Below are 22337 nucleotides of genomic sequence, written 5' to 3' on the forward strand. Positions count from 1 at the left end.
ATGAAGAAAAACTGGCAACAGGCCGGTCAGAAGGTAAAACCCGGCCTGAAAATCGCAGGTAAACTGGTTCTGATGACGGCGTTACGTTACGGCCCGGCAGGTGTGGCGGGCTGGGCGATCAAATCTGTTGCCCGCAAGCCGGTCAGAATGTTGCTGGCCGTGGCGCTTGAACCTCTTTTGCAAAAAGCGGCAAAGCGGCTGTCACGCCGCTACTTATCCCGATAATTCACGCTCGCGTTAGCCCTTTCTCTCCCCGGAAGGGCTAACGACATTTCATCCCTTTCCCTCACTTTCTTTGCGGCAGCTCACATTACTGCACAGAGCTGCTTTGTAATTGCGTTTTTCAGCCTCCCGGTTCGTTGACAGATATTTTTCAGGGGAGTAGATTGCCCTTCGTGGGACCGCTACCATGGAAAATAATGTGAACGCAAAAATTAAAAAACTTATCAAGCATATTTACGGTGAATCATTTTCTGAAGCACATTTTAAAGTGTTATTAACAAAGCTTGAACAAGCTGCTGTTGATATTACAGAAAAGCGTAAATCAGGCTGGGATGAAAAAGATGTCGTTCTGATCACCTACGCCGATCAGTTCTCCGCGAAAGGGGAGAAAGCGTTGCCGGTATTTACCCGCTTTTATAATGAGTGGCTTGCTCGCACGTTTTCCCATGTCCACCTTTTGCCTTTTTATCCGTGGTCCTCTGATGACGGATTTTCCGTTATTGATTACCACAACGTTGCGCCTGAAACCGGGACCTGGCAAGACGTTGCTGATCTAAAACAGTCTGCCAGCTTAATGTTTGATTTCGTCTGCAACCATATGTCAGCAAAAAGTGAATGGTTTGCTAATTATCTTGCGCAGAAACCTGGCTACGAAGATTTCTTTATTGCTGTCGATCCAGAAACTGATTTATCTGCGGTGACGCGTCCTCGCGCATTACCGTTGCTGACGCCGTTTACGCTGCATGATGGCAGCGTGCGTCATCTTTGGACCACCTTCAGCGATGACCAGATCGATCTTAACTTCGCCTCGCCTCAGGTGCTGATTGCAATGGTTGACGTGCTGCTCCATTACCTGGCGGAAGGGGCGCGTTATATCCGTCTGGACGCCGTCGGATTTATGTGGAAGATCCCTGGAACAAGCTGTATCCATCTGGAACAGACTCACTGCCTTATCCAGCTTTTCCGTGCTATTACCGAGGCCGTGGCGCCGGGTACCGTGATCATTACTGAGACGAACGTTCCGCATAAGGACAATATCTCTTATTTCGGTGACGGTGAAAATGAAGCTCAGATGGTCTACCAGTTCTCCTTGCCGCCGCTGGTGCTGCATGCAGTGCACCGTCAGGATGTTAACGCTCTCTGTCAGTGGGCGGGATCGCTGGCGCTGCCTTCAACAAAAACGACCTGGTTCAATTTCCTGGCGTCTCATGACGGTATCGGTCTGAACCCACTGCGCGGCATTCTGCCGGAATCAGAAATCCTCGCACTGGTTGAGAAACTTCAGCAGGAAGGGGCGCTGGTCAACTGGAAAAATAATCCTGACGGTACGCGCAGTCCTTACGAAATTAATGTGACCTATCTTGACGCGTTAAGCGCGCAAAACAGTTCAGATGATGAACGCATTGCGCGCTTTATTCTGGCGCATGCGGTGCTGTTAAGTTTTCCAGGTGTACCTGCCGTGTATATTCAAAGTATTCTTGGCTCCCGTAACGATTATGAAGGGGTCGAGCGCCTCGGCTATAACCGCGCGATAAACCGCAAGAAATATAATGCCGGTCAGGTTGATCTCGAACTTAATAATAAAAATAGCATTCGTCATAAAATTTATTCCCGTTTAAGCGAGTTTATTGCGATTCGTCGTGGGGAAAGTGCGTTTCACCCTGATGCCCAGGCATTTTTTGAATCACTGGATGAACAAATTCTTAAAATTGTTCGCGTGGCTGATAACGGTGAGAGAATTACAGCCCTGTTTAATTTTAGTAATAACGTTCATACCGTTTATGGGGACACGCTTACTGGTATGGAATTACTATCAGGACAAGCTGTTAGCGGTAAAGAGCTGACTCTCAATCCATGGCAGGTTATGTGGATTAAAGAAAACTAAAAAGGACCCTAAAATGAAAATGCCCAAAATTGTGCTGTTATCAGCACTGGTTTCGTGCGCCCTGTTATCAGGCTGTAAAGATGATAAAGCGTCTGCTGTGACCATTGAGTTCATGCACTCGTCAGTAGAGCAGGAGCGCCAGGCGGTTATTACGAAACTGATCGAAAAATTCGAGAAAGAAAACCCCGGCATTACGGTGAAGCAGGTGCCGGTGGAAGAAGATGCCTACAACACCAAAGTGATTACGCTCGCCAGAACGGGCGCGCTGCCTGAAGTTATTGAAGTCAGCCATGATTACGCGAAAGTCATGGATAAGGAACAACTCCTGGATCGCAAGGCTATCGGTGAAGCCATTGAAGCGGTAGGCGAAAAGACCTTCTATGACGGGATCCTGCGCGTTGTGCGTACTGAAGACGGCACAGCCTGGACGGGGGTGCCGATGAGCGCCTGGCTGTCCGGCGTCTGGTATCACAAAGATGTGCTTGCCGCTGCGGGTATTCAGGAACCGCATAACTGGGAACAGCTGCTGAAAGCCAGCCAGAAGCTTAACGACCCGGCCAACAAACATTACGGTATTGCGCTGCCCACCGCGGAAAGCGTCATGACCGAGCAGGCGTTCTCCCAGTTTGCGCTTTCCGGCGGCGCGAACGTTTTTGATGCCAACGGAAACGTTGAAATTGACACCCCTGAAATGGCAAAAGCGCTGGCGTTCTACAAAGCGCTGGCCGCGACCACCATGCCGGGCTCGAACGACGTCATGGAGATCAAAGATGCCTTCATGAACGGTTCTGCACCGATGGCCGTCTATTCCACCTACATCCTGCCGGCGGTATTCCAGGATGGTAACCCTGCCAACCTTGGCTTCGTTGTCCCGACAGAAAAGTCCTCTGCCGTTTATGGCATGGTCACCTCGTTGACGATCACCAGCGGACAAACCGAAGAAGAAACGCAAGCGGCTGAAAAGTTTGTGACGTGGATGGAGCAGGCTCAAAACGCAACCGATTGGGTCATGATGTCGCCGGGCGCGGCGCTGCCGGTGAACACGCTGGTCGTAGGAACGGATACCTGGAAAAACAACGAGGTGATTAAAGCGTTTGGGCAACTGCCTTATGAACTGATTGCCCAATTCCCGAACGTACAGGTGTTTGGTGCTGTCGGCGACAAAAACTTCACGCGCATGGGCGATGTGACAGGGTCCGGCATTATCAGCTCCATGGTGCATAACGTCACCGTGGGTAAACAAGATCTCAGCGCAACGCTTAGCAAGAGCCAGACGCGACTGACTGACCTGATTTCACAACGATAGGAGCGCTCTGCGGAAGGAAATTATGAAGACGTTGTTTTCTGGTCGTTCAGATATGCCTTTCGCCATGCTGCTGTTGGCCCCCAGCCTGATTTTGCTGGGGGGCCTGGTGGCCTGGCCAATGATTTCCAATATTGAAATCAGTTTCTTACGCCTGCCGCTTAACCCGCGTATTGATGCGGTGTTTGTTGGCCTGGATAACTACATCCGCATTCTGGGGGATGCTGCGTTCTGGCACTCGCTGTGGATGACGTTCTGGTATACGGCGCTGGTCGTGCTCGGCAGCACCGGGCTGGGGCTTGCCGTCGCCATCTTCTTTAACCGTGAGTTTCGTCTCCGGAAGACGGCGCGTTCGCTGGTGATTTTATCCTACGTGACACCCTCTATTTCCCTGGTATTTGCCTGGAAATACATGTTCAACAACGGCTACGGCATTGTGAACTATCTGGGCGTCGATCTGCTGCATCTGTATGACCAGGCGCCGCTCTGGTTCGACAACCCTGGCAGCAGCTTCGTGCTGGTGGTGCTGTTCGCCATCTGGCGCTACTTCCCGTATGCCTTTATCTCATTCCTGGCAATTTTGCAGACCATTGATAAATCGCTGTATGAAGCGGCAGAGATGGACGGAGCCAACGCCTGGCAGCGTTTCCGTATCGTCACGTTGCCCGCCATCATGCCTGTACTGGCAACGGTGGTGACGCTACGAACCATCTGGATGTTCTACATGTTTGCGGATGTTTATCTGCTGACCACGAAGGTCGATATTCTGGGCGTGTATCTCTATAAAACTGCCTTTGCATTCAACGATCTGGGCAAAGCAGCCGCCATTTCTGTTGTGCTGTTTGTGATCATCTTCGCCGTCATTCTGCTGACCAGAAAAAGGGTAAACCTCAATGGCAACAAATAAACGCATACTGGGCCGTATTGGTTTCTATCTGGGGCTGGTGGTATTTCTGATTATCACGCTGTTCCCGTTCTTCGTGATGCTGATGACGTCATTCAAGAGCGCGAAAGAGGCCATATCGCTGAATCCGACTATTCTGCCGCAGGCGTGGACGCTTCAGCATTACGTTGACATCTTTAACCCGCTAATTTTCCCGTTCGTGGATTACTTCCGCAACAGCATGGTGGTGTCGCTGACGTCATCGGTAATTGCGGTGTTTCTCGGCACGCTGGGCGCTTACGCCTTGTCCAAGCTGCGCTTTAAGGGGCGCGCGACGATCAACGCGAGCTTCTACACCGTCTATATGTTCTCCGGGATTTTGCTGGTGGTGCCGCTGTTCAAAATCATCACCGCGCTCGGCATTTACGACACTGAACTGGCGCTGATTATCACCATGGTGACCCAGACGTTGCCTACGGCGGTATTCATGCTGCGCAGCTATTTCGACACCATTCCGGACGAAATAGAAGAGGCCGCGATGATGGATGGTCTGAACCGCCTGCAAATCATCTTCCGCATTACCGTGCCGCTGGCCATTTCCGGTCTCGTGTCGGTGTTTGTTTACTGCTTCATGGTGGCATGGAACGACTACCTGTTTGCCTCCATTTTCCTGTCCAGCGCCAGCAACTTTACCCTGCCGGTCGGGCTGAACACGCTCTTTAGTACGCCAGATTATATCTGGGGTCGCATGATGGCGGCATCGCTGGTGACGGCGCTTCCGGTGGTCATCATGTACGCACTCTCTGAACGTTTTATTAAAAGTGGTTTGACCGCCGGTGGCGTCAAGGGCTAAGGCGGCCAATTTTTTATCAGGAGCAAGTTATGAAGAAGTTAGTTGCGACAGCGCCACGCGTAGCGGCGCTGGTGGAGTATGAAGATCGTGCTGTGGAAGCACATGAAGTGAAAATTCGCGCCCGCTTTGGCGCCCCGAAGCACGGAACGGAAGTCGTGGATTTCCGCGCGGCAAGCCCGTTTATTGATGAAGAGTTCAACGCAGAGTGGCAGATGTTCACGCCGCGTGAAGAGGGCGCTGCGCGCGGTATCGAATTCGGTAAGTTCCAGCTGGGCAACATGATCGTTGGCGACATTATTGAATGCGGTGCAGACGTAACGGAATACCAGATCGGCGACAGCGTCTGCTGCTACGGCCCGCTGCAGGAGACGGTCATCGTTAACGCGGTGAACAACTATAAGCTGCGTAAAATGCCGCAGGGCGCGTCCTGGAAGAATGCCGTTTGCTACGATCCGGCGCAGTTCGCCATGAGCGGCGTGCGTGATGCCAACGTCCGTGTGGGTGACTTTGTTGTCGTGGTCGGTCTGGGAGCCATCGGACAGATTGCGATTCAGCTGGCGAAAAAAGCCGGTGCGTCAGTGGTTATCGGCGTTGATCCGATTGAACACCGCTGTGAGATCGCTCGCCGTCACGGTGCGGACCACTGCCTGAATCCAATCGGTACCGATGTCGGTCTGGAAATTAAAAAGCTGACCGGGAAGCAGGGCGCGGACGTGATCATCGAAACCAGCGGGTTTGCGGATGCGCTGCAGTCCGCGCTGCGCGGGCTCGCCTACGGCGGAACCATCTCCTACGTGGCCTTCGCCAAACCGTTTGCGGCAGGCTTCAACCTGGGCCGCGAAGCGCACTTCAACAACGCGAAGATTGTCTTCTCCCGCGCCTGCAGTGAACCGAACCCGGACTATCCGCGCTGGAGCCGCAAGCGTATCGAAGAGACCTGCTGGGAATTGCTGATGAACGGTTATCTGAACTGTGAAGATCTGATCGACCCGGTCGTGACCTTCACCACCAGCCCGGAAAGCTATATGAAGTATGTCGATCAGCATCCGGAACTCAGTATCAAAATGGGCGTCACTTTTTAAGCTAAGGACAGCAAATCATGAAGATCGCAACACAAAACCAGGCCTTTTTCCCGACCAACATCATGGAAAAATTCGAGTACATCAAAGCGATGGGTTTTGATGGCTACGAAATTGACGGCCGTCTGCTGGTGGAAAATCTCGACGAAGTGAAAGCCGCTATCAAAGCCACGGGCCTGCCGGTGACGACAGCATGTGGCGGGTACGATGGCTGGATCGGTGATTTCATCGAAGAACGCCGTCTGAACGGATTACAGCAGATCGAACGCATTCTGGAAGCGCTGGCAGAAGTGGGCGGAAAGGGCATTATCGTGCCTGCTGCCTGGGGCATGTTTACCTTCCGTCTGCCGCCAATGACCTCTCCACGCAGCCTGGACGGTGACCGCAAAGCCGTAAGCGCCTCGCTGCGCTGGCTGGATGAGGTGGCCGCGCGCACCGGCACCACCGTCTACCTGGAGCCGCTGAACCGCTACCAGGATCATATGATCAACACCCTGGCAGACGCGCGTCGTTATATCGAAGAGAACGGCCTGAAGCACGTGCAGATCATCGGTGATTTCTATCACATGAACATTGAAGAAGACTCGCTGACGGACGCGCTGCATCAGAACCGCGATCTACTGGGTCATGTTCACATTGCAGATAACCACCGCTATCAGCCGGGCAGCGGCAGCCTCGATTTCGCCAGCCTGTTCGATCAGCTGCGTGCCGATAACTATCAGGGATACGTGGTGTATGAATGCCGTGTTCGCGCCGAGGATCCGGCTAAGGCTTATCAGGACTCTCTCACTTATTTGCGTGAATGCTAAGGATGACGAGCGTGATGAGTGCTTCTACACCTTCGCCTCTGCGCGTCGCCATTATTGGCGCCGGGCAGGTCGCGGACAAAGTGCATGCCTCGTATTACGCCACGCGCAGTGATGTTCAAATGGTGGCTGTCATGGACAGCCGCCTTGAGCAGGCACAGGCGTTCGCGGAACGTTATGCTATTCCATCGGCATGGCAGGACGCTCACGAGATGTTGCAGGCAGTAAAACCGGATGTGGTGAGCGTCTGTTCGCCCAACCGGTTCCATTTTGAACACGTGATGGCGGCGCTCGAGGCGGGCTGCCATGTGATGTGTGAAAAGCCCCCGGCGATGACCCCGCAGCAGGCTGATGAGATGCGCATCGCGGCGCGCAAGGCAGGAAAAGTCCTGGCCTATGATTTTCACCATCGCTTTGCCCTGGATACCCAACTCCTGCGCGATGCGGTAATGAACGGAACGCTCGGTGAAGTTTACTTTACCTCAGCGCAGGCGCTGCGTCGCTGCGGTGTGCCGGGGTGGGGCGTTTTTACCAACAAATCGCTACAGGGCGGTGGACCGCTGATTGATATAGGCATTCATATGCTCGACGCCGCAATGTATGTCCTGGGTTTCCCGGCGGTAAAACGGGTGACTGCGCACAGCTTCCAGAGGCTGGGAAACCGTAAAAGCACCGGTCAGTTTGGCGAGTGGGATCCTGCGCAATTTACCGTGGAAGATGCGCTGTTTGGCACGATTGAATTCTGCAACGGCGGCATTTTGCGTCTGGACACCTCCTTTGCGCTTAACATTCGCGAGCAGTCAATCATGAACGTCTCTTTCTGCGGTGAAAAGGCGGGTGCAACGCTGTTCCCGGCGCACATCTACAATGACGAAGCCGGTGTTTTAGAAACCCTTACCCAGCGCGAAGAGGCGGACGATCAGCGCCATCTGCGCAGCATGGATGCTTTCGTACGTCACGTGCTGGGAGAGCCCGTGATGATTGCCGATGCAGAACAGGGACTGGTAATTCAGCAGCTTGTTGGCGCGCTTTATGAATCCGCAGAAACAGGGGAAAGCGTAACACTATGCTGAACGTCTCTGTATTAACCGATCCGGGCTTTTGTCCACACAGCCTGAATAAATACGCCTCCATCATGGCATGCGGCAATGGCTACATGGGTATTCGCGCCGCGCACGAAGAAGAGTACACCCAGCAGACCAGAGGCATGTATCTCGCTGGGCTGTATCATCGCGCGGGGCGCAACGAGACCACCGAGCTGGTCAATCTGCCGGATATCACCGGTATTGATGTAGAGCTGGACGGCGTCAATTTCACCCTCCTGGCCGGGGAAATTCTTGAGTGGCAGCGCGAGCTGGCCTTCGCTAACGGCGAACTGCATCGTAACGTTGTCTGGCGTTCACCCCACGGGAAACGCTATCGGCTGGAGAGTCGTCGTTTTGTGTCGCTGGACCAGCTGCCTTTAGTGGCTATGCAGCTCGCGATCACGCCTCTTGATGCCGCCACGCATGCCGTGCTGAAAACCGGCATTGATGCGACGCAAACGAACAGCGGCAGACAGCATCTGGATGAACTCTCGGTCAGGGTCTTTGATCAGCACTATATGCAGGGGGTGTATGAAACGCAGGACCGGGCGTCGGAGGTTGTTGTTTCGGCGTTTTGCCAACTCTCCTCGAAAAGTGACAGCTGTTTCACCGCCAAAAATCGGCGTCTCAGCGTACATCATTCACTGACCATTGCTCAGGGTGACACTGTCACGCTTGAAAAGATCGTCTGGGTGACGCATCGCAGCGATAAAGCGCTGTCGCAGGAGTCTTTTGCGCGCAACGCGCTGGCCGATCTCAAAGTTTCTGCCGCAAGAGGTTACGAAGCATTGCTTGAAAGCTCAGCGTATGCCTGGAAAGAGGTCTGGCGTGATGCCCGGGTGGAAGTGACTTCCGCAGAGCAACAGGATCAGATGGCGCTGGATTATGCGGTCTGGCACCTGACCGCGATGACGCCTGCCCATGATGAGCGAAGTAGTATTGCCGCAAAAGGACTGACGGGCGAAGGGTACAAGGGGCACGTCTTCTGGGATACCGAAATTTTCCTGCTGCCTTTCCATCTGTTTACCCGCCCGCAGGTTGCCCGCAGCCTGCTGCGCTATCGCTGGCTTAATCTGGCTGGCGCACGGGAAAAAGCCCGTCGTAACGGCTGGCCGGGCGCGTTGTTCCCATGGGAAAGCGCCGCAAGCGGAGAGGAAGAGACGCCTGAGTTCGCGGCAATCAACATCCGCACCGGGGTACGCCAGAAGGTGGCTTCCGCACTTGCAGAGCATCACATCGTGGCTGATATTGCCTGGGCCGTCGTTGCGTACTGGCAGGCGACGCATGATGACGCCTTTATGCGTAACGAAGGCCTGACGCTGCTGATGGAAACGGCTTTGTTCTGGATGGGACGCGCAACGGACGTCAATGGTCGTCTGGAAATCCATGATGTGATCGGACCGGACGAATACACCGAGCACGTGAACAACAACGCTTACACCAACTATCTGGCCTGGCACAACGTTGCCTGCGCGCGCCAGTTTATGGCGATGTTTGGGCGTGAGGATGAGCGTTTTACGGTGAATGCCGCGCAGTTCCTGGCGCGCTTATGGCTACCGGAGGCCGATGCAGACGGTGTGATCCCGCAGGATGATACCTTCATGGCAAAACCTGCCATCGATCTGAGCCGTTACAAAGCCAAAGCGGGTAAACAGACGATTCTGCTCGATTATTCCCGCGCGGAAGTGAACGAGATGCAGATCCTGAAGCAGGCAGATGTGGTGATGCTTAACTACCTGCTGCCAGAACGGTTTACGCCACAGCAATGCGCCGCCAATCTGGCGTTCTATGAGCCACGCACGATCCATGATTCGTCCCTGAGCAAGGCCATTCACGGGATTGTACTCGCGCGCTGCGGTGACACGCAGGGGGCCTATGCCTTCTGGCGCGATGGCATCGCCATTGATTTGGGCGAGGATCCGCACAGCAGCGATGAGGGCATTCATGCTGCGGCAACCGGTGCGATCTGGTCTGGCGCAATTCAGGGATTTGCTGGCCTGCAAATCATTGAAGGGGAACTGCATCTCGCGCCAAAACTGCCTGGTCACTGGCAAAAACTCGCTTTCCCGCTGCGGTGGCGGAACGCATCAATGCACTTCACGTATGAAAACGAGGTGTTAACCATTGAAACCACGGCGCCTGCCACGCTGACGCTGTGGGGCAAAACGCTACATATCCCGGAGCGAGAAGTCTTCGCGTATAAGGAATTTCTTGCGTCCGTGAATGGGACCGCTACCACGGAGGGGCAACATGACGCTTAAGGCTGTTGTATTCGATTTGGACGGTGTGATCACCGATACCGCGCATCTTCACTTTCTGGCCTGGCGTGCCGTGGCGGAGGAAATTGGCATTACCTTCGACGAAGTGTTTAACGAACAGCTTAAGGGGATAAGCCGCATGGATTCCCTCCAGCGCATTCTGAAGCACGGCGGAAAAGAGGGGATGTTTAGTGAGGAGCAGTGCCTGGCGCTTGCGACGAAAAAAAATGCGCTTTACGTCCAGTCGCTGGCATCACTGACGCAGGATTCTCTGCTGCCGGGGATCCGCGACGTGCTGGCGGAGATCCGTGCCGCGAAGGTCAAGATTGGGCTGGCATCCGTATCGCTCAATGCCCCAGGGATTTTGCACGCGCTGGGCATTCATCAGGCCTTCGATTTTTGCGCTGATGCTTCCCGCATTTGCCGTTCAAAGCCGGACCCGGAGATCTTCCTTGCGGCCTGTGCGGGGCTGAACGTGCATCCTGCAGAGGCGATTGGCATTGAAGATGCCGCTGCGGGTGTTGAAGCAATCAACGCCGCAGGAATGCTGTCGGTCGGGATTGGGCCTGGCCTTAACCATGCGGGATTACAACTTCATTCAACGCGGGAACTGACCTGGAAATGCCTGACAGAATTCTGGGCGTCCCGGGCGTATTGATAAGGAATAAATTATGGCTCAACTTTCTCTGAAACATATTCAGAAAATCTATGATAACCAGGTCCACGTGGTTAAGGATTTCAACCTCGAAATTGAAGACAAAGAGTTTATTGTTTTCGTCGGTCCGTCGGGCTGCGGTAAATCCACGACGCTGCGAATGATTGCCGGTCTTGAGGAGATCAGCGCGGGTGAACTGATTATCGACGGCGTGTGCATGAATGACGTGCCTGCCAAATCGCGTGATATCGCGATGGTATTCCAGAACTATGCGCTTTATCCGCATATGACGGTCTACGACAACATGGCGTTTGGCCTGAAAATGCAAAAAATAGCGCCCGCGGTGATTGAAGAACGCGTGAACTGGGCGGCGCAGATTTTAGGGCTACGCGAATACCTGAAGCGTAAACCTGGCGCTTTATCGGGTGGTCAGCGCCAGCGCGTGGCGCTGGGCAGGGCGATCGTGCGCGAAGCGGGCGTCTTCCTGATGGATGAGCCGTTATCCAACCTCGATGCCAAGCTTCGCGTGCAGATGCGTGCCGAAATCAGCAAGCTTCACCAGAAGCTTAACACCACCATGATCTATGTTACGCACGACCAGACGGAAGCCATGACGATGGCGACCCGCATCGTGATCCTGAAAGACGGCATCATTCAGCAGGTGGGTGCGCCGAAGCAGGTATACAACGAGCCGGCTAATATGTTTGTCGCAGGGTTCATTGGCTCTCCGGCAATGAACTTCATTCGTGGCGCTATCGACGATCGCTATTTCGTAACGGAAACGCTGCGTCTGGAGATCCCTGAGGGCAAGCTGGCCGAGTTGAATGCGCAAGGTTACCAGCGTAAAGCGGTCGTCTTCGGGATCCGTCCGGAAGACATTCTTACCCTACAGAGCAGCGGAGAAGATATTGCGGCGAAAGTCAGCGTCGCTGAGCTTACCGGTGCCGAATTTATGCTTTATGCCACCGTGGGTGGACATGAACTGGTTGTCCGCGCAGGCGCGGCCAATGACTACGTTGCCGGAGATACTATCGGCATTCAGTTCGATATGAATAAGTGCCATTTCTTCGACGCCGATACCGAAGCGGCTATTAGATAAGAAAGGTGTTTGCCGGAAATGCAAATTTCCGGTTTTTTTTGTTTGTTAATTATAAAGGGAATATTTTATGAGTACTCTACTAAGAAGTGCTGCGCTCGTTCTGTGCGCAGGGGTTAGCTGCGCGCAAGCAACAGAACCCGCAAAGCAGTGGGCGTTTAATATCGGTGCCATGTATGAAATTGAAAACGTCGAAGGTCAGAGCGACGATAAAGATGGATTATATGAACCCTCCGTATGGTTTAATGCAACATGGGATGCCTGGACAATCTCTCTGGCAATGTATCAGGAAGGGCCGGTTGATTATAGCAGCATGACGCGTGGCACCTATTTCGATCGCCCGGAATTTGAATTGCGCTATCGCTTTATCGGCACCGATGATTTTACGTTCGGTCTGACCGGTGGCTTCCGCAATTATGGTTATCACTTTAAAGATGAACACGGCGCCAAAGACGGTAGCGCTAATATGCAGCGCTACAAAGTTCAGCCTGACTGGGATATTAAATTAACCGACGACTGGCGCTTTGGCGGCTGGTTTGCCATGTATCAGTTTGCCAACGATCTGGATAAAACCGGTTATTCTGACAGCCGCGTCGAGACCGAAACCGGTTTTACCTGGACCATCAACGAAACGTTCTCTGCGAAAGTAAATTATTATTTAGAGCGCGGCTTCAATATGGACAGCTCACGTAATAACGGCGAGTTTTCTACCCAGGAAATTCGTGCCTACCTGCCGATTTCGTTAGGCCAGACGACGTTAACGCCTTATACCCGTCTGGGACTCGATCGCTGGTCAAACTGGGACTGGCAGGACGATCCGACGCGTGAAGGACATGATTTCAACCGTCTGGGTATGCTGTACGCCTATGATTTTAACAACGGTTTATCCATGACGCTGGAATATGCCTACGAATGGGAAAACCATGACGAAGGTGAGAGCGATCGCTTCCACTATGCGGGTGTCGGCGTGAACTACGCGTTTTGATCATGATTTACCAGGGGCGATTGCCCCTGGTTATTAGCGCAAGGACGCCGCTTCCGAAAAATGCGTATCAACCAAAATCTTATGCGGCGCAGGTTTACCCGCAATACGCTTAAACAACACGTTGCAGCTCTCTTCGCCGAGCTTTCTCGTCGGAATATCAAACCCGCCTGGCGCAGGGGTTAAAACGAGAGACAGCATCGGATCGCTGTAGCCTGCCATAGCAACCTGCTCGGGAACCATCAGATTTAACTCATCCGCTGCACGATATAGACCCAACAATTTCATACTGTCAGTAGCAAAAACGGCATTGGGCGGGTTGTCAGACGAGAGTAATTTGCAGGCTGCCTGGAGCGCGCTTTCATGGGTATATCCGCCATCAATGACCCAGTCCGGGTTTATGGCGATACCCTGCTTCTCAAGGCTGGATTTATAACCCGCAAGGCGATCGATAGAAACGTGATAATCGAGCGGGGCATGCAGACAGGCAATTTTTGTTCGCCCATGTTTAATAAACGAATCGACCAGAATAGCGCTGTCGTGAAAATTGTCCGTATCAACAGAATAAATATTCTGGAACTTTCCTTCTACTTTTCCAATAACCACCACGGGCACACCGTATTCGTCCAGCGTGGTGAAAAAAGATTCGTTTGCGGGTGAACTCAGCATGATGATCCCTTTGATCATCTTCTGCTTTATTTTTCCCACGCACTTCTGCAGATCGTCCTCACTGCTTTTCGAGGTTTGTAAAATAACGTCAAACCCTTCCTCTTCCGCTTTTGCCGTAATGGCGTGAAGAACATCGGAGAAAAAAGGGTTACCGGCAGTAGTTTTGGTCGAGCGGGTCGAAATAACCATAATGGCATCAAAGCCAGAAGAGGTCAGGGCGCGGGCCAATTTGTTGGGCTGATAATTTAATTCGTCTATGGCCTTAAGCACTTTGTCTCGCGCTTCAGGGGAAATATTCGTTTGTTTATTCAGAACGCGGGAAACGGTTGATTTCGATACGCCCGCAACCCGTGCGATATCATAGATGGTGGGTGACATACACCTTACTCACTCCGGACTGACAGCAATGTCGTTCATCTTACTGGAGAGAAAACGGCAATAGCAATAAATAAGAATTGATAATCAACGATCTGCCCCCATTTATTGTATTCTGAAGCCATACATTCCTGGCTTCCGGGCAATGAAGGATGGCGATGAAGCGATTTAAGAACGAACTCAATTCACTGGTGAACCGCGGCGTTGATCGACATCTGCGTCTGGCCGTTACCGGCCTGAGCCGCAGCGGTAAGACGGCGTTCATCACCGCGATGGTAAACCAGTTGCTGAACCTGCACGCCGGCGCGCGACTGCCGTTGCTCAGCGCCGTGCGCGAAGAGCGTCTGCTGGGCGTTAAGCGCGTCCCTCAGCGTGATTTTGGCATAACGCGTTTCACCTACGACGAAGGGCTGGCGCAGCTTTACGGCGATCCGCCCGCGTGGCCGACGCCAACGCGAGGCGTCAGTGAAATTCGCCTTGCGCTGCGCTTTCGTTCTAATGAATCGCTGATACGTCACTTTAAGGATACCTCAACCCTGTATCTGGAAATCGTCGATTATCCCGGCGAATGGCTGCTCGACCTGCCGATGCTGGCGCAGGACTACCTCAGCTGGTCCCGCCAGATGACGGGCTTGTTGCAAGGGCAACGCGCAGAGTGGTCAACGAAATGGCGACAGCTGTGCGAGGGCCTTGATCCGCTGGCGCCTGCGGACGAAAACCGTCTGGCGACCATTGCTGAAGCCTGGACGGACTATCTGCATCAGTGCAAACAGGAAGGGCTGCACTTCATCCAGCCGGGCCGTTTTGTCTTGCCGGGTGATTTAGCAGGCGCGCCCGCGCTGCAGTTCTTCCCGTGGCCGGATGTGGACGGCGCAGGCGAGTCGAAGCTGGCACAGGCCGACAAACACACGAATGCCGGCATGCTGCGCGAGCGTTACAATTACTACTGCGAAAAGGTGGTCAAAGGTTTTTATAAAAACCACTTTTTACGTTTCGACCGCCAGATTGTGCTGGTGGATTGCCTGCAGCCGCTCAACAGCGGGCCGCAGGCATTTAACGATATGCGCCTCGCGCTGACGCAGCTGATGCAGAGTTTCCACTACGGGCAGCGGACGCTGTTTCGTCGTCTGTTCTCACCGGTGATCGACAAGCTGCTGTTTGCGGCCACGAAAGCCGATCACGTTACGGTCGATCAGCACGCCAACATGGTTTCTCTGCTGCAGCAGCTGGTGCAGGACGCCTGGCAAAACGCCGCGTTTGAAGGCATCAGTATGGATTGTCTTGGGCTCGCATCGGTGCAGGCGACCCAAAGCGGCCTGATTGACCTTAACGGCGAGAAAATACCAGCATTACGCGGGAATCGACTCAGTGACGGCGAGCCGCTTACCGTCTATCCCGGCGAAGTCCCCGCGCGGCTGCCGGGTCAGGCCTTCTGGCAGAGTCAGGGCTTCCAGTTTGAAGCCTTCCGCCCTCAGACCATGAGCGTCGATCGGCCGTTACCGCACATCCGTCTGGATGCGGCGCTGGAGTTTTTGATTGGAGATAAACTGCGATGACGGAACCCTTAAAACCGCGCATAGACTTTACCGGAACGCTTGAGCCCGAGCGTCAGGACGCCTTTAAAACGGCGCAGACGTTCAGCGGCGCGCAGGCGGAGAACTTCGCCCCGGCGCTGCCGGACGATCCCTCCGTCGAGGAAGGTCCGGCGGAGGCGGTCGTGGAAGCCGCTCTGCGTCCTAAACGCAGCCTGTGGCGCAAGATGGTCACCGCCGGTCTGGCGCTGTTTGGCGTCAGCGTGGTCGGGCAGGGCGTCCAGTGGGCGATGAACGCCTGGCAAACCCAGGACTGGGTTGCGCTGGGAGGATGTGCCGCGGGCGCGCTCATCGTGGGGGCGGGCGTCGGGTCGGTTGCCACCGAGTGGCGCCGCCTCTGGCGTTTGCGACAGCGCGCGCACGAGCGCGATGAAGCGCGGGATCTCCTCCACAGCCACGGCGCCGGCAAAGGCCGCGCCTTCTGTGAAAAACTGGCCAGCCAGGCCGGTATCGATCAGTCGCATCCGGCGCTCCAGCGCTGGTACGCCGCCATCCATGAAACCCAGAACGACCGGGAGGTGGTTACGCTCTATTCCCATATGGTTCAGCCGGTGCTGGATGCCCAGGCGCGGCGTGAGATTAGCCGTTCGGCGGCGGAATCCACGCTGATGATTGCCGTCAGCCCGCTGGCGCTGGTGGATATGGCCTTTATCGCCTGGCGTAACCTGCGCCTCATCAACCGTATCGCGAACCTTTACGGCATAGAGCTGGGTTATTACAGTCGGCTCAGGCTGTTCAAACTGGTCCTGCTCAATATCGCGTTTGCGGGCGCGAGCGAGCTGGTGCGCGAAGTGGGAATGGACTGGATGTCGCAGGATCTGGCGGCGCGTCTTTCAGCCCGTGCAGCCCAGGGCATTGGCGCGGGCTTGCTGACGGCGCGTTTGGGTATCAAAGCGATGGAGGTGTGCCGTCCGCTGCCGTGGATTGATGGCGATAAGCCGCGGCTGGGGGATTTCAGGCGTGAACTGATCGGTCAGCTGAAAGAAACGCTCAATAAAAAACCGTCTCCTTAAGGCGTTGTTCACTAATCGTGCTGGCTGTCAATATTTCTTGACAGCCATCTTCCGGTTCACCGAGTTCTGACATATCATTTTAACGTTATTGGCTTAAAACGGTGAATTTCCCATGCGTCTTGAAGTCTTCTGTGAAGACCGTCTCGGTCTTACCCGCGAATTACTCGATCTTCTTGTTTTACGTAGCATTGATTTACGTGGCATTGAGATCGATCCTGTCGGGCGAATTTACCTCAATTTTGCCGAAATTGAATTTAACACCTTCAGCAGCCTGATGGCGGAAATCCGCCGTATCGCTGGCGTTACGGATGTACGCACCATCCCCTGGATGCCCTCCGAACGTGAGCACCTCGCCCTGAGCGCGCTGCTTGAAGCGATGCCCGAACCGTTCCTCTCTTTGGATCTGAAAAGTAAAGTCGAGCGCGTTAACCACGCGAGCTGCCAGCTTTTCGCGCAGAGCCAGGAGAAGCTCAGCAGCCACCACGCCGCGCAGCTGATCCCCGGTTTTAACTTCCAGCGCTGGCTGGACAGCAACCCGCAGAATACGCACAGCGAGCATGTGGTGATTAACGGGCAGAATTTCCTGATGGAGATCACACCGGTCTATCTGAAAGGAGAAGGAAATAGTCGCGTATTGACCGGGGCGGTGATCATGCTGCGCTCGACGCTACGCATGGGGCGCCAGCTGCAAAACCTCTCCAGCCAGGACGTTGGCGCATTCAGCCAGATTATTGCCGTCAGCCCGAAGATGCGCCACGTGGTTGACCAGGCGCGCAAGCTTGCCAGCCTGACCGCGCCGCTGCTGATTACCGGCGATACCGGTACCGGGAAAGATCTGCTGGCGCACGCCGTGCACCTGGCAAGCCCGCGTGCGGCAAAACCGTATCTGGCGCTTAACTGTGCCTCTATTCCAGAAGATGCCGTCGAAAGCGAGCTGTTTGGACACGCGCCGGAAGGCAAGAAAGGGTTCTTCGAGCAGGCCAACGGCGGCTCCGTGCTGCTGGACGAGATCGGCGAAATGTCGCCGCGTATGCAGGCTAAACTGCTGCGTTTCCTGAACGACGGCACCTTCCGCCGCGTCGGTGAGGATCACGAAGTGCATGTGGACGTGCGCGTCATTTGCGCCACCCAGAAAAACCTGGTGGAGCTGGTGCAAAAGGGGATTTTCCGCGAAGATCTCTATTACCGCCTCAACGTCCTGACGCTGAATATTCCACCGCTGCGCGATTGTCCGCAGGACATCATGCCGCTAACGGAGCTGTTTGTGGCCCGCTTTGCCGACGAGCAGGGCGTTCCACGTCCGAAACTGTCTGCAGATCTCGGCACGGTGTTAATGCGCTACGGCTGGCCGGGCAACATTCGTCAGCTTAAAAACGCCGTTTATCGCGCGCTGACCCAGCTGGAAGGGTATGAACTGCGCCCGCAAGATATCCTGTTGCCGGATTACGACGCCGGAACGGTATCGGTAGGCGAAGAGGCGATGGAAGGGTCGCTGGATGATATCACCAGCCGTTTCGAGCGCTCCGTGCTGACGCAGCTGTACCGCAGCTATCCCAGCACCCGAAAGCTGGCAAAACGGCTTGGCGTCTCGCATACCGCGATTGCGAATAAGTTACGTGAGTATGGATTGAATCATAAGAAAGGTGACGAATAACAAAAAGCCTCTGTAAAGAGGCTTTTTTAATGCTTATTCCTTCGCCAGCGGCGTGGTCACGATCTCTGTTTTTGTCTCGCCCTGAATCGACGCAATCCTGCTTTCGACGTCCTTCACCTGCTGCGCGCTGTGTAGCAGGGTATAGGTCAGGTCAAATTGAGCGCTGGCGCCTGGTTGCAGCTGCTTAACCCGCTTCTGCTCGCGTTCAATGGTGACGGGGTAGGCGTAGCTGGTGCCTGGCTCAATCCCCGTGACATAGCCCTGTTTTGGCGTATCGGTATTTTTCCACAGGGTCAGCACGGGCAGCTGGCGGGTATCAAACTGAATTGACGCGCCTTTGTCACCGGCTTTATTCACCACCGCCGCGAGGGTTTCATGGTTGCTGTCCGCAAGCGGTTTGATGTTAAAGACCATCTCATCAAAGCCTTTTGTCGGCCCGGCGTAGGTTTGCCAGTCGTTAACGCCCGCTTTCGCGTAATCATTGAACGGGCTCACGCTTGCCGCCGGGGCAAGGAAGCGCGCGCCTTCTTCGAGGACAGGCGCCCCGAAGTTGCTATGGTAGATGATCTGATAGTCATGAGGGTAATCGGCATGGTTCGTCAGAACGTCATGCAGGCTGAACTGGTTGGTTCCTGGAACGTAACGCAGTTCGGTCATGGTTTGCAGATCCGCTTTTTTAAAGGTGCTTTCTTTGATGAGACCGCGAATACGAATTTCATGCGGGGCAGCATCCGCAATTTCTACCTCCACCTGGGATGCCGGTGTATTCCCCGCCTTGCCATGCAGGGTGTAAATCTGGCCGTCAGCGGTGACCGGGTGCCCCGTCCATTCGTAGCCACAGCGGACCATCATCTCGTTGAAACCTTCCAGCCAGCCAAGTCCGTTTCGGCTTTCCAGATTAATGTACGCCGGGTTAACGACCTCTTTAACGGGGGAGTTCCAGCCCAGCCTGGTGCCAAAGCCCTCCACATGCAGAAGGTTCATCCCGCGCGTCGGGCTTAAGGTGATGGTCAGGCCGTTTTTACTGCTAATAACGATCACTTTACTGCCTTCCTGCTTGCCGCCGTGCAACACTTTTTGCTCAATGCTGAACATTCGATCGTTAATTTTCAGCTCATCGCTGGATATCTTCCAGTTTCCTTTTTCCACGCTGCTTTCAGCGCTTGTCAGCACCCAGGTTTTTGCTGCGGCATGGCCCGAAACCAGTACCGAAAGGAGCGTTAAAGCCAGTTTTATTTTCATATTTATCCCTTTTTGCTGAAACGATTATTTAACTTCGTAAGCAAATCTAATGTTTTGGCGATAAGGGAAATGTGATGCGCCTCACTGAGGGTAAATTCAGGGTTGTTTAACGATCAATATGCGGGTGTGATCGCTATTTTGCTGAATTCCAGAAACTTAATTGCGTTAATTTTGTGACGCAAGCTCATTATTGCTATAACGATTCAGCCAGTAATTAATAAAAAACCCCGCCATAGCGAGGTTTTGAAAAAGCGGTATAGAATGCTAAGTAATGATTATGCTTTCAGCTTTTCCAGCGCGGCGGTGTAATCCGGCTCGGTAGTGATTTCATTAACCAGTTCGCTGAAGATGACAGTGTCGTTTTCATCAAGAACCAGTACCGCGCGTGCTGCCAGGCCTTTCAGAGGGCCTTCGGCGATGCTGACGCCATAGTTTTCGAGGAAATCCGGGCTGCGCAGGGTGGAGAGGGTGATAACGTTGCTCAGGCCTTCAGCGCCGCAGAAGCGAGACTGGGCGAACGGCAGGTCAGCAGAAATGCACAGCACAACGGTGTTGTCCATTTCAGTTGCCAGCTGGTTGAACTTACGCACGGATGCGGCGCAAACACCGGTATCAATGCTCGGGAAAATGTTCAGCACTTTGCGTTTGCCCGCAAACTGAGCCAGTGTGACGTCAGACAGATCTTTAGCCACCAGAGTAAAAGCCTGCGCTTTGCTGCCAGCCTGCGGAATGGAACCTGCAACAGCAACCGGGTTGCCCTGGAAATGAACGAGTTGTGACATAGATATCTTCCTGTTTACATATAGTTAACGTCGGGGCTAGTGTATGCCATCCGCGGATAACACGGCAAACCAAATTTTTTCGCCTTTCCGGGCTGCAAGGAGTCAGTGATGAGAAGCGTTAAGGTCTATGAAGAAGCCTGGCCATTGCATACCCCGTTTGTGATCTCCCGCGGCAGCCGAAGCGAAGCCAGCGTGGTGGTCGTTGAAATCGAAGAGGACGGTTTTAAAGGCGTAGGGGAGTGTACGCCTTACCCGCGCTATGGTGAAAGCCTCGCGTCAGTGATGGCGCATATCATGACGCTGGTGCCAGACCTGCAAACCGGGCTCACGCGCGAGGCATTACAGCATCGTTTGCCCGCCGGGGCCGCACGTAACGCCATTGATAGTGCGCTGTGGAGTCTGGAGGCGGCGAAACAGCAGCAACCCCTGACAGCATTGCTGGGCGTGGCGCTGCCGGAATCGGTGGCTACCGCGCAAACGGTAGTGATTGGCGAGCCGGAACAGATGGCCGCCAGCGCCAAAGCGCTGTATGACGCCGGGGCCCGGCTGCTGAAGGTGAAGCTCGACGATCGTCTGATTAGCGAGCGGATGGTCGCCATTCGCGCGGCGGTACCCTCAGCCACGCTGATTGTTGATGCCAATGAATCATGGCATCCAGAAGGGCTGGCCGCCCGCTGTCAGCTGCTGGCCGACCTGGGGGTGGCCATGCTGGAGCAGCCTCTGCCAGCAAAAGATGACGCGGCGCTGAAGAACTTTATCCATCCGTTACCCGTTTGTGCGGATGAAAGCTGTCACACCCGCGCGAGCTTGAGCGAGCTGCAGGGCCGCTACGAGATGATTAATATTAAGCTCGACAAGACCGGCGGGCTGACAGAGGCGCTGGCCCTGGCGGCAGAAGCCCGGGCGCAAGGTTTTTCACTGATGCTGGGCTGTATGCTCTGTACGTCCCGGGCAATCGGCGCGGCGCTACCGCTGGTCAATCAGGTCCGTTTCGCCGATCTGGACGGCCCGACGTGGCTGGCGGTTGACGTCTCTCCCGCGCTCCATTTTACCAGCGGCGTGCTTCATCTCTGAGGCTGCCAGCGTAAAAGATCCACCATGGCTTTTAAGTATTTTTCGCTGGCCTCGTCGGAGGAGATCGGCGGGAATTCAGCGGTTATGCAGGGCAGGCTCAAATCGGCGCACCAGCTACCGAACGAGCCCGGCGTTTCATAGCCCACGCTGGTCACGAGCGGCAGGGCGAAAGCGTCTGCCAGCCACGCGCCAAGCTCGGAGTGACGCGGATCTTCAATACAGGCCAGCGGATCGTGGAAGGAGACCACCCACGCGGGATGGATCTTATGGATTAGCTGGCACAGCGCCTGGGTTTCCGGCTCTGAGCCCGGCTTATCTCCCGTTAGCAGAACCACATCACGCTCCTCGGCGGAGCTGTTCCAGCGATACACCGTTTCCCCGGCGCGCCAGTTTGCTGATGGAAAATTACGGTTTAAGTCAACGCCTCGCGCATTGGCGCGAAGACCCAGCTGGCAGCCGTCCGGGTTAACCGCCAGAATCACGTGATGACGTCGCAATGACGGCGTCAGCGTCCGCAGCGCGCAGGAAAGCGTCACGATGGAGGAGTTTTCATCCCCGTGCGTGCCGGCAAGAATCAAGCCGCTTTCGCGGTCTGCATCGGGGGCGGGGAACCAGATCAGCGATGCGCCTAAAAAGGAGCGGCCATATTGCTCAGCGCCCGGCGGAAAGGCGCCGCGTTCCGCTCTCGGTCGGGTGGTTGCCATACGAAATCCTGATAAAGAAGTCACTACTGGCAGTGTTGTGCAAAACCCGCTGTTAATCAAATAGTTTCCGTAATGGCTAAGAATTGCCTTAAATCACTATTCAGGCGTAAGTTATTTGCATTTCT

General features: G+C 54.5%; 20 protein-coding genes. 16 read left to right on the forward strand and 4 right to left on the reverse strand.

Translation table 11 applies throughout. The features are described 5' to 3' along the window. The 12 genes from pspD (at window position 1) to IM265_RS02190 (ending at window position 13110) form a co-directional block, all read left to right on the forward strand. On the forward strand, window positions 1-225 hold the full coding sequence (pspD, locus tag IM265_RS02135; RefSeq protein WP_028013376.1) for a phage shock protein PspD: 225 nt from the start codon (window positions 1-3) through the stop codon (window positions 223-225). Between the two features lie 184 nt (window positions 226-409). Further along, window positions 410-2107, forward strand: coding sequence for a sugar phosphorylase (locus tag IM265_RS02140; RefSeq protein ID WP_193030773.1), 1698 nt, complete (start codon window positions 410-412; stop codon window positions 2105-2107). Between the two features lie 13 nt (window positions 2108-2120). Then, complete coding sequence (locus IM265_RS02145) at window positions 2121-3413, forward strand: ABC transporter substrate-binding protein (protein WP_047368688.1); 1293 nt, start codon at window positions 2121-2123, stop codon at window positions 3411-3413. 22 nt (window positions 3414-3435) lie between these two features. After that, entirely contained in the window at window positions 3436-4317 is an 882-nt protein-coding gene (locus IM265_RS02150; protein WP_028013373.1) for a carbohydrate ABC transporter permease, read from the forward strand. After that, on the forward strand, window positions 4304-5146 hold the full coding sequence (locus IM265_RS02155; RefSeq protein WP_045630526.1) for a carbohydrate ABC transporter permease: 843 nt from the start codon (window positions 4304-4306) through the stop codon (window positions 5144-5146). The genes IM265_RS02150 and IM265_RS02155 overlap by 14 nt, the downstream gene beginning before the upstream one ends. A 29-nt stretch (window positions 5147-5175) precedes the next feature. Further along, window positions 5176-6228 carry a zinc-binding alcohol dehydrogenase gene (locus tag IM265_RS02160; RefSeq protein ID WP_041909681.1) on the forward strand — a complete coding sequence of 351 codons (1053 nt, stop codon included), beginning with the start codon at window positions 5176-5178 and terminating at the stop codon, window positions 6226-6228. A gap of 17 nt (window positions 6229-6245) precedes the next feature. After that, window positions 6246-7034, forward strand: a complete 789-nt coding sequence (locus IM265_RS02165) for a sugar phosphate isomerase/epimerase (protein WP_045260650.1) — start codon at window positions 6246-6248, stop codon at window positions 7032-7034. An 11-nt stretch (window positions 7035-7045) separates the two neighbouring features. Beyond that, entirely contained in the window at window positions 7046-8104 is a 1059-nt protein-coding gene (locus IM265_RS02170; protein WP_028013369.1) for a Gfo/Idh/MocA family protein, read from the forward strand. Continuing rightward, window positions 8098-10377, forward strand: coding sequence for a glycoside hydrolase family 65 protein (locus IM265_RS02175; RefSeq protein ID WP_193030771.1), 2280 nt, complete (start codon window positions 8098-8100; stop codon window positions 10375-10377). Before IM265_RS02170 ends, IM265_RS02175 begins: the two co-directional genes overlap by 7 nt. Continuing rightward, complete coding sequence (gene pgmB, locus IM265_RS02180) at window positions 10367-11032, forward strand: beta-phosphoglucomutase (RefSeq protein WP_047368685.1); 666 nt, start codon at window positions 10367-10369, stop codon at window positions 11030-11032. The genes IM265_RS02175 and pgmB overlap by 11 nt, the downstream gene beginning before the upstream one ends. 13 nt (window positions 11033-11045) lie before the next feature. Next, window positions 11046-12128, forward strand: a complete 1083-nt coding sequence (locus IM265_RS02185; protein WP_193030769.1) for an ABC transporter ATP-binding protein — start codon at window positions 11046-11048, stop codon at window positions 12126-12128. 67 nt (window positions 12129-12195) lie between these two features. Continuing rightward, window positions 12196-13110 (forward strand): OmpG family monomeric porin, encoded by a 915-nt coding sequence (locus tag IM265_RS02190; RefSeq protein ID WP_028013365.1) that lies wholly within the window; start codon window positions 12196-12198, stop codon window positions 13108-13110. Window positions 13111-13143: 33 nt separating this feature from the next. On the opposite strand, the gene IM265_RS02195 is transcribed toward IM265_RS02190, so the two are convergent. After that, window positions 13144-14154 carry a LacI family DNA-binding transcriptional regulator gene (locus IM265_RS02195; RefSeq protein WP_063154343.1) on the reverse strand — a complete coding sequence of 337 codons (1011 nt, stop codon included), beginning with the start codon at window positions 14152-14154 and terminating at the stop codon, window positions 13144-13146. Window positions 14155-14309: 155 nt separating this feature from the next. Here IM265_RS02195 and IM265_RS02200 point away from each other — a divergent pair, with 155 nt between their 5' ends. The 3 genes from IM265_RS02200 to tyrR all read left to right on the forward strand — a co-directional run bounded on the left by IM265_RS02200 (window position 14310) and on the right by tyrR (window position 18410). Then, window positions 14310-15707, forward strand: coding sequence for a YcjX family protein (locus IM265_RS02200; RefSeq protein WP_193030767.1), 1398 nt, complete (start codon window positions 14310-14312; stop codon window positions 15705-15707). Next, window positions 15704-16756: a YcjF family protein gene (locus tag IM265_RS02205; RefSeq protein WP_193030765.1), complete on the forward strand. Its 1053-nt coding sequence runs from the start codon at window positions 15704-15706 to the stop codon at window positions 16754-16756. Before IM265_RS02200 ends, IM265_RS02205 begins: the two co-directional genes overlap by 4 nt. A gap of 112 nt (window positions 16757-16868) precedes the next feature. Further along, window positions 16869-18410: a transcriptional regulator TyrR gene (gene tyrR, locus IM265_RS02210; protein ID WP_028013361.1), complete on the forward strand. Its 1542-nt coding sequence runs from the start codon at window positions 16869-16871 to the stop codon at window positions 18408-18410. Between the two features lie 33 nt (window positions 18411-18443). Here the strand turns inward: tyrR and IM265_RS02215 are convergent, their stop codons facing one another. Then, window positions 18444-19652, reverse strand: a complete 1209-nt coding sequence (locus IM265_RS02215) for an aldose 1-epimerase family protein (RefSeq protein WP_193030763.1) — start codon at window positions 19650-19652, stop codon at window positions 18444-18446. 275 nt (window positions 19653-19927) lie between these two features. Continuing rightward, window positions 19928-20434 carry a thiol peroxidase gene (gene tpx / locus IM265_RS02220; protein ID WP_028013359.1) on the reverse strand — a complete coding sequence of 169 codons (507 nt, stop codon included), beginning with the start codon at window positions 20432-20434 and terminating at the stop codon, window positions 19928-19930. A 108-nt stretch (window positions 20435-20542) separates the two neighbouring features. Between tpx and ycjG the strand changes: the two genes are divergently transcribed. Then, window positions 20543-21508: an L-Ala-D/L-Glu epimerase gene (ycjG, locus tag IM265_RS02225; protein WP_048959059.1), complete on the forward strand. Its 966-nt coding sequence runs from the start codon at window positions 20543-20545 to the stop codon at window positions 21506-21508. Here ycjG and mpaA read toward each other — a convergent pair. Further along, the gene (gene mpaA / locus IM265_RS02230) at window positions 21499-22212 is read right to left on the reverse strand and encodes a murein tripeptide amidase MpaA (RefSeq protein WP_028013357.1); all 714 of its coding nucleotides are present in this window, start codon (window positions 22210-22212) and stop codon (window positions 21499-21501) included. The genes ycjG and mpaA overlap by 10 nt on opposite strands. Between the last annotated feature and the right edge of the window lie 125 nt (window positions 22213-22337).

Origin of the sequence: Enterobacter cloacae complex sp. P17RS, assembly GCF_014895885.1 — a bacterium.
Classification (GTDB): Bacteria; Pseudomonadota; Gammaproteobacteria; order Enterobacterales; family Enterobacteriaceae; genus Enterobacter; species Enterobacter bugandensis.

Coding starts and splice junctions, on each gene's coding strand:
- mpaA (WP_028013357.1), bottom strand. CDS start 22,212: ATGGCAACCACCCGACCGAGAGCGGAACGCGGCGCCTTTCCGCCGGGC.
- pspD (WP_028013376.1), top strand. CDS start 1: ATGAAGAAAAACTGGCAACAGGCCGGTCAGAAGGTAAAACCCGGCCTG.
- IM265_RS02195 (WP_063154343.1), bottom strand. CDS start 14,154: ATGTCACCCACCATCTATGATATCGCACGGGTTGCGGGCGTATCGAAA.
- IM265_RS02205 (WP_193030765.1), top strand. CDS start 15,704: ATGACGGAACCCTTAAAACCGCGCATAGACTTTACCGGAACGCTTGAG.
- IM265_RS02175 (WP_193030771.1), top strand. CDS start 8,098: ATGCTGAACGTCTCTGTATTAACCGATCCGGGCTTTTGTCCACACAGC.
- ycjG (WP_048959059.1), top strand. CDS start 20,543: ATGAGAAGCGTTAAGGTCTATGAAGAAGCCTGGCCATTGCATACCCCG.
- IM265_RS02200 (WP_193030767.1), top strand. CDS start 14,310: ATGAAGCGATTTAAGAACGAACTCAATTCACTGGTGAACCGCGGCGTT.
- IM265_RS02190 (WP_028013365.1), top strand. CDS start 12,196: ATGAGTACTCTACTAAGAAGTGCTGCGCTCGTTCTGTGCGCAGGGGTT.
- IM265_RS02160 (WP_041909681.1), top strand. CDS start 5,176: ATGAAGAAGTTAGTTGCGACAGCGCCACGCGTAGCGGCGCTGGTGGAG.
- IM265_RS02185 (WP_193030769.1), top strand. CDS start 11,046: ATGGCTCAACTTTCTCTGAAACATATTCAGAAAATCTATGATAACCAG.
- tyrR (WP_028013361.1), top strand. CDS start 16,869: ATGCGTCTTGAAGTCTTCTGTGAAGACCGTCTCGGTCTTACCCGCGAA.
- IM265_RS02140 (WP_193030773.1), top strand. CDS start 410: ATGGAAAATAATGTGAACGCAAAAATTAAAAAACTTATCAAGCATATT.
- IM265_RS02165 (WP_045260650.1), top strand. CDS start 6,246: ATGAAGATCGCAACACAAAACCAGGCCTTTTTCCCGACCAACATCATG.
- IM265_RS02155 (WP_045630526.1), top strand. CDS start 4,304: ATGGCAACAAATAAACGCATACTGGGCCGTATTGGTTTCTATCTGGGG.
- IM265_RS02150 (WP_028013373.1), top strand. CDS start 3,436: ATGAAGACGTTGTTTTCTGGTCGTTCAGATATGCCTTTCGCCATGCTG.
- IM265_RS02145 (WP_047368688.1), top strand. CDS start 2,121: ATGAAAATGCCCAAAATTGTGCTGTTATCAGCACTGGTTTCGTGCGCC.
- tpx (WP_028013359.1), bottom strand. CDS start 20,434: ATGTCACAACTCGTTCATTTCCAGGGCAACCCGGTTGCTGTTGCAGGT.
- IM265_RS02215 (WP_193030763.1), bottom strand. CDS start 19,652: ATGAAAATAAAACTGGCTTTAACGCTCCTTTCGGTACTGGTTTCGGGC.
- pgmB (WP_047368685.1), top strand. CDS start 10,367: ATGACGCTTAAGGCTGTTGTATTCGATTTGGACGGTGTGATCACCGAT.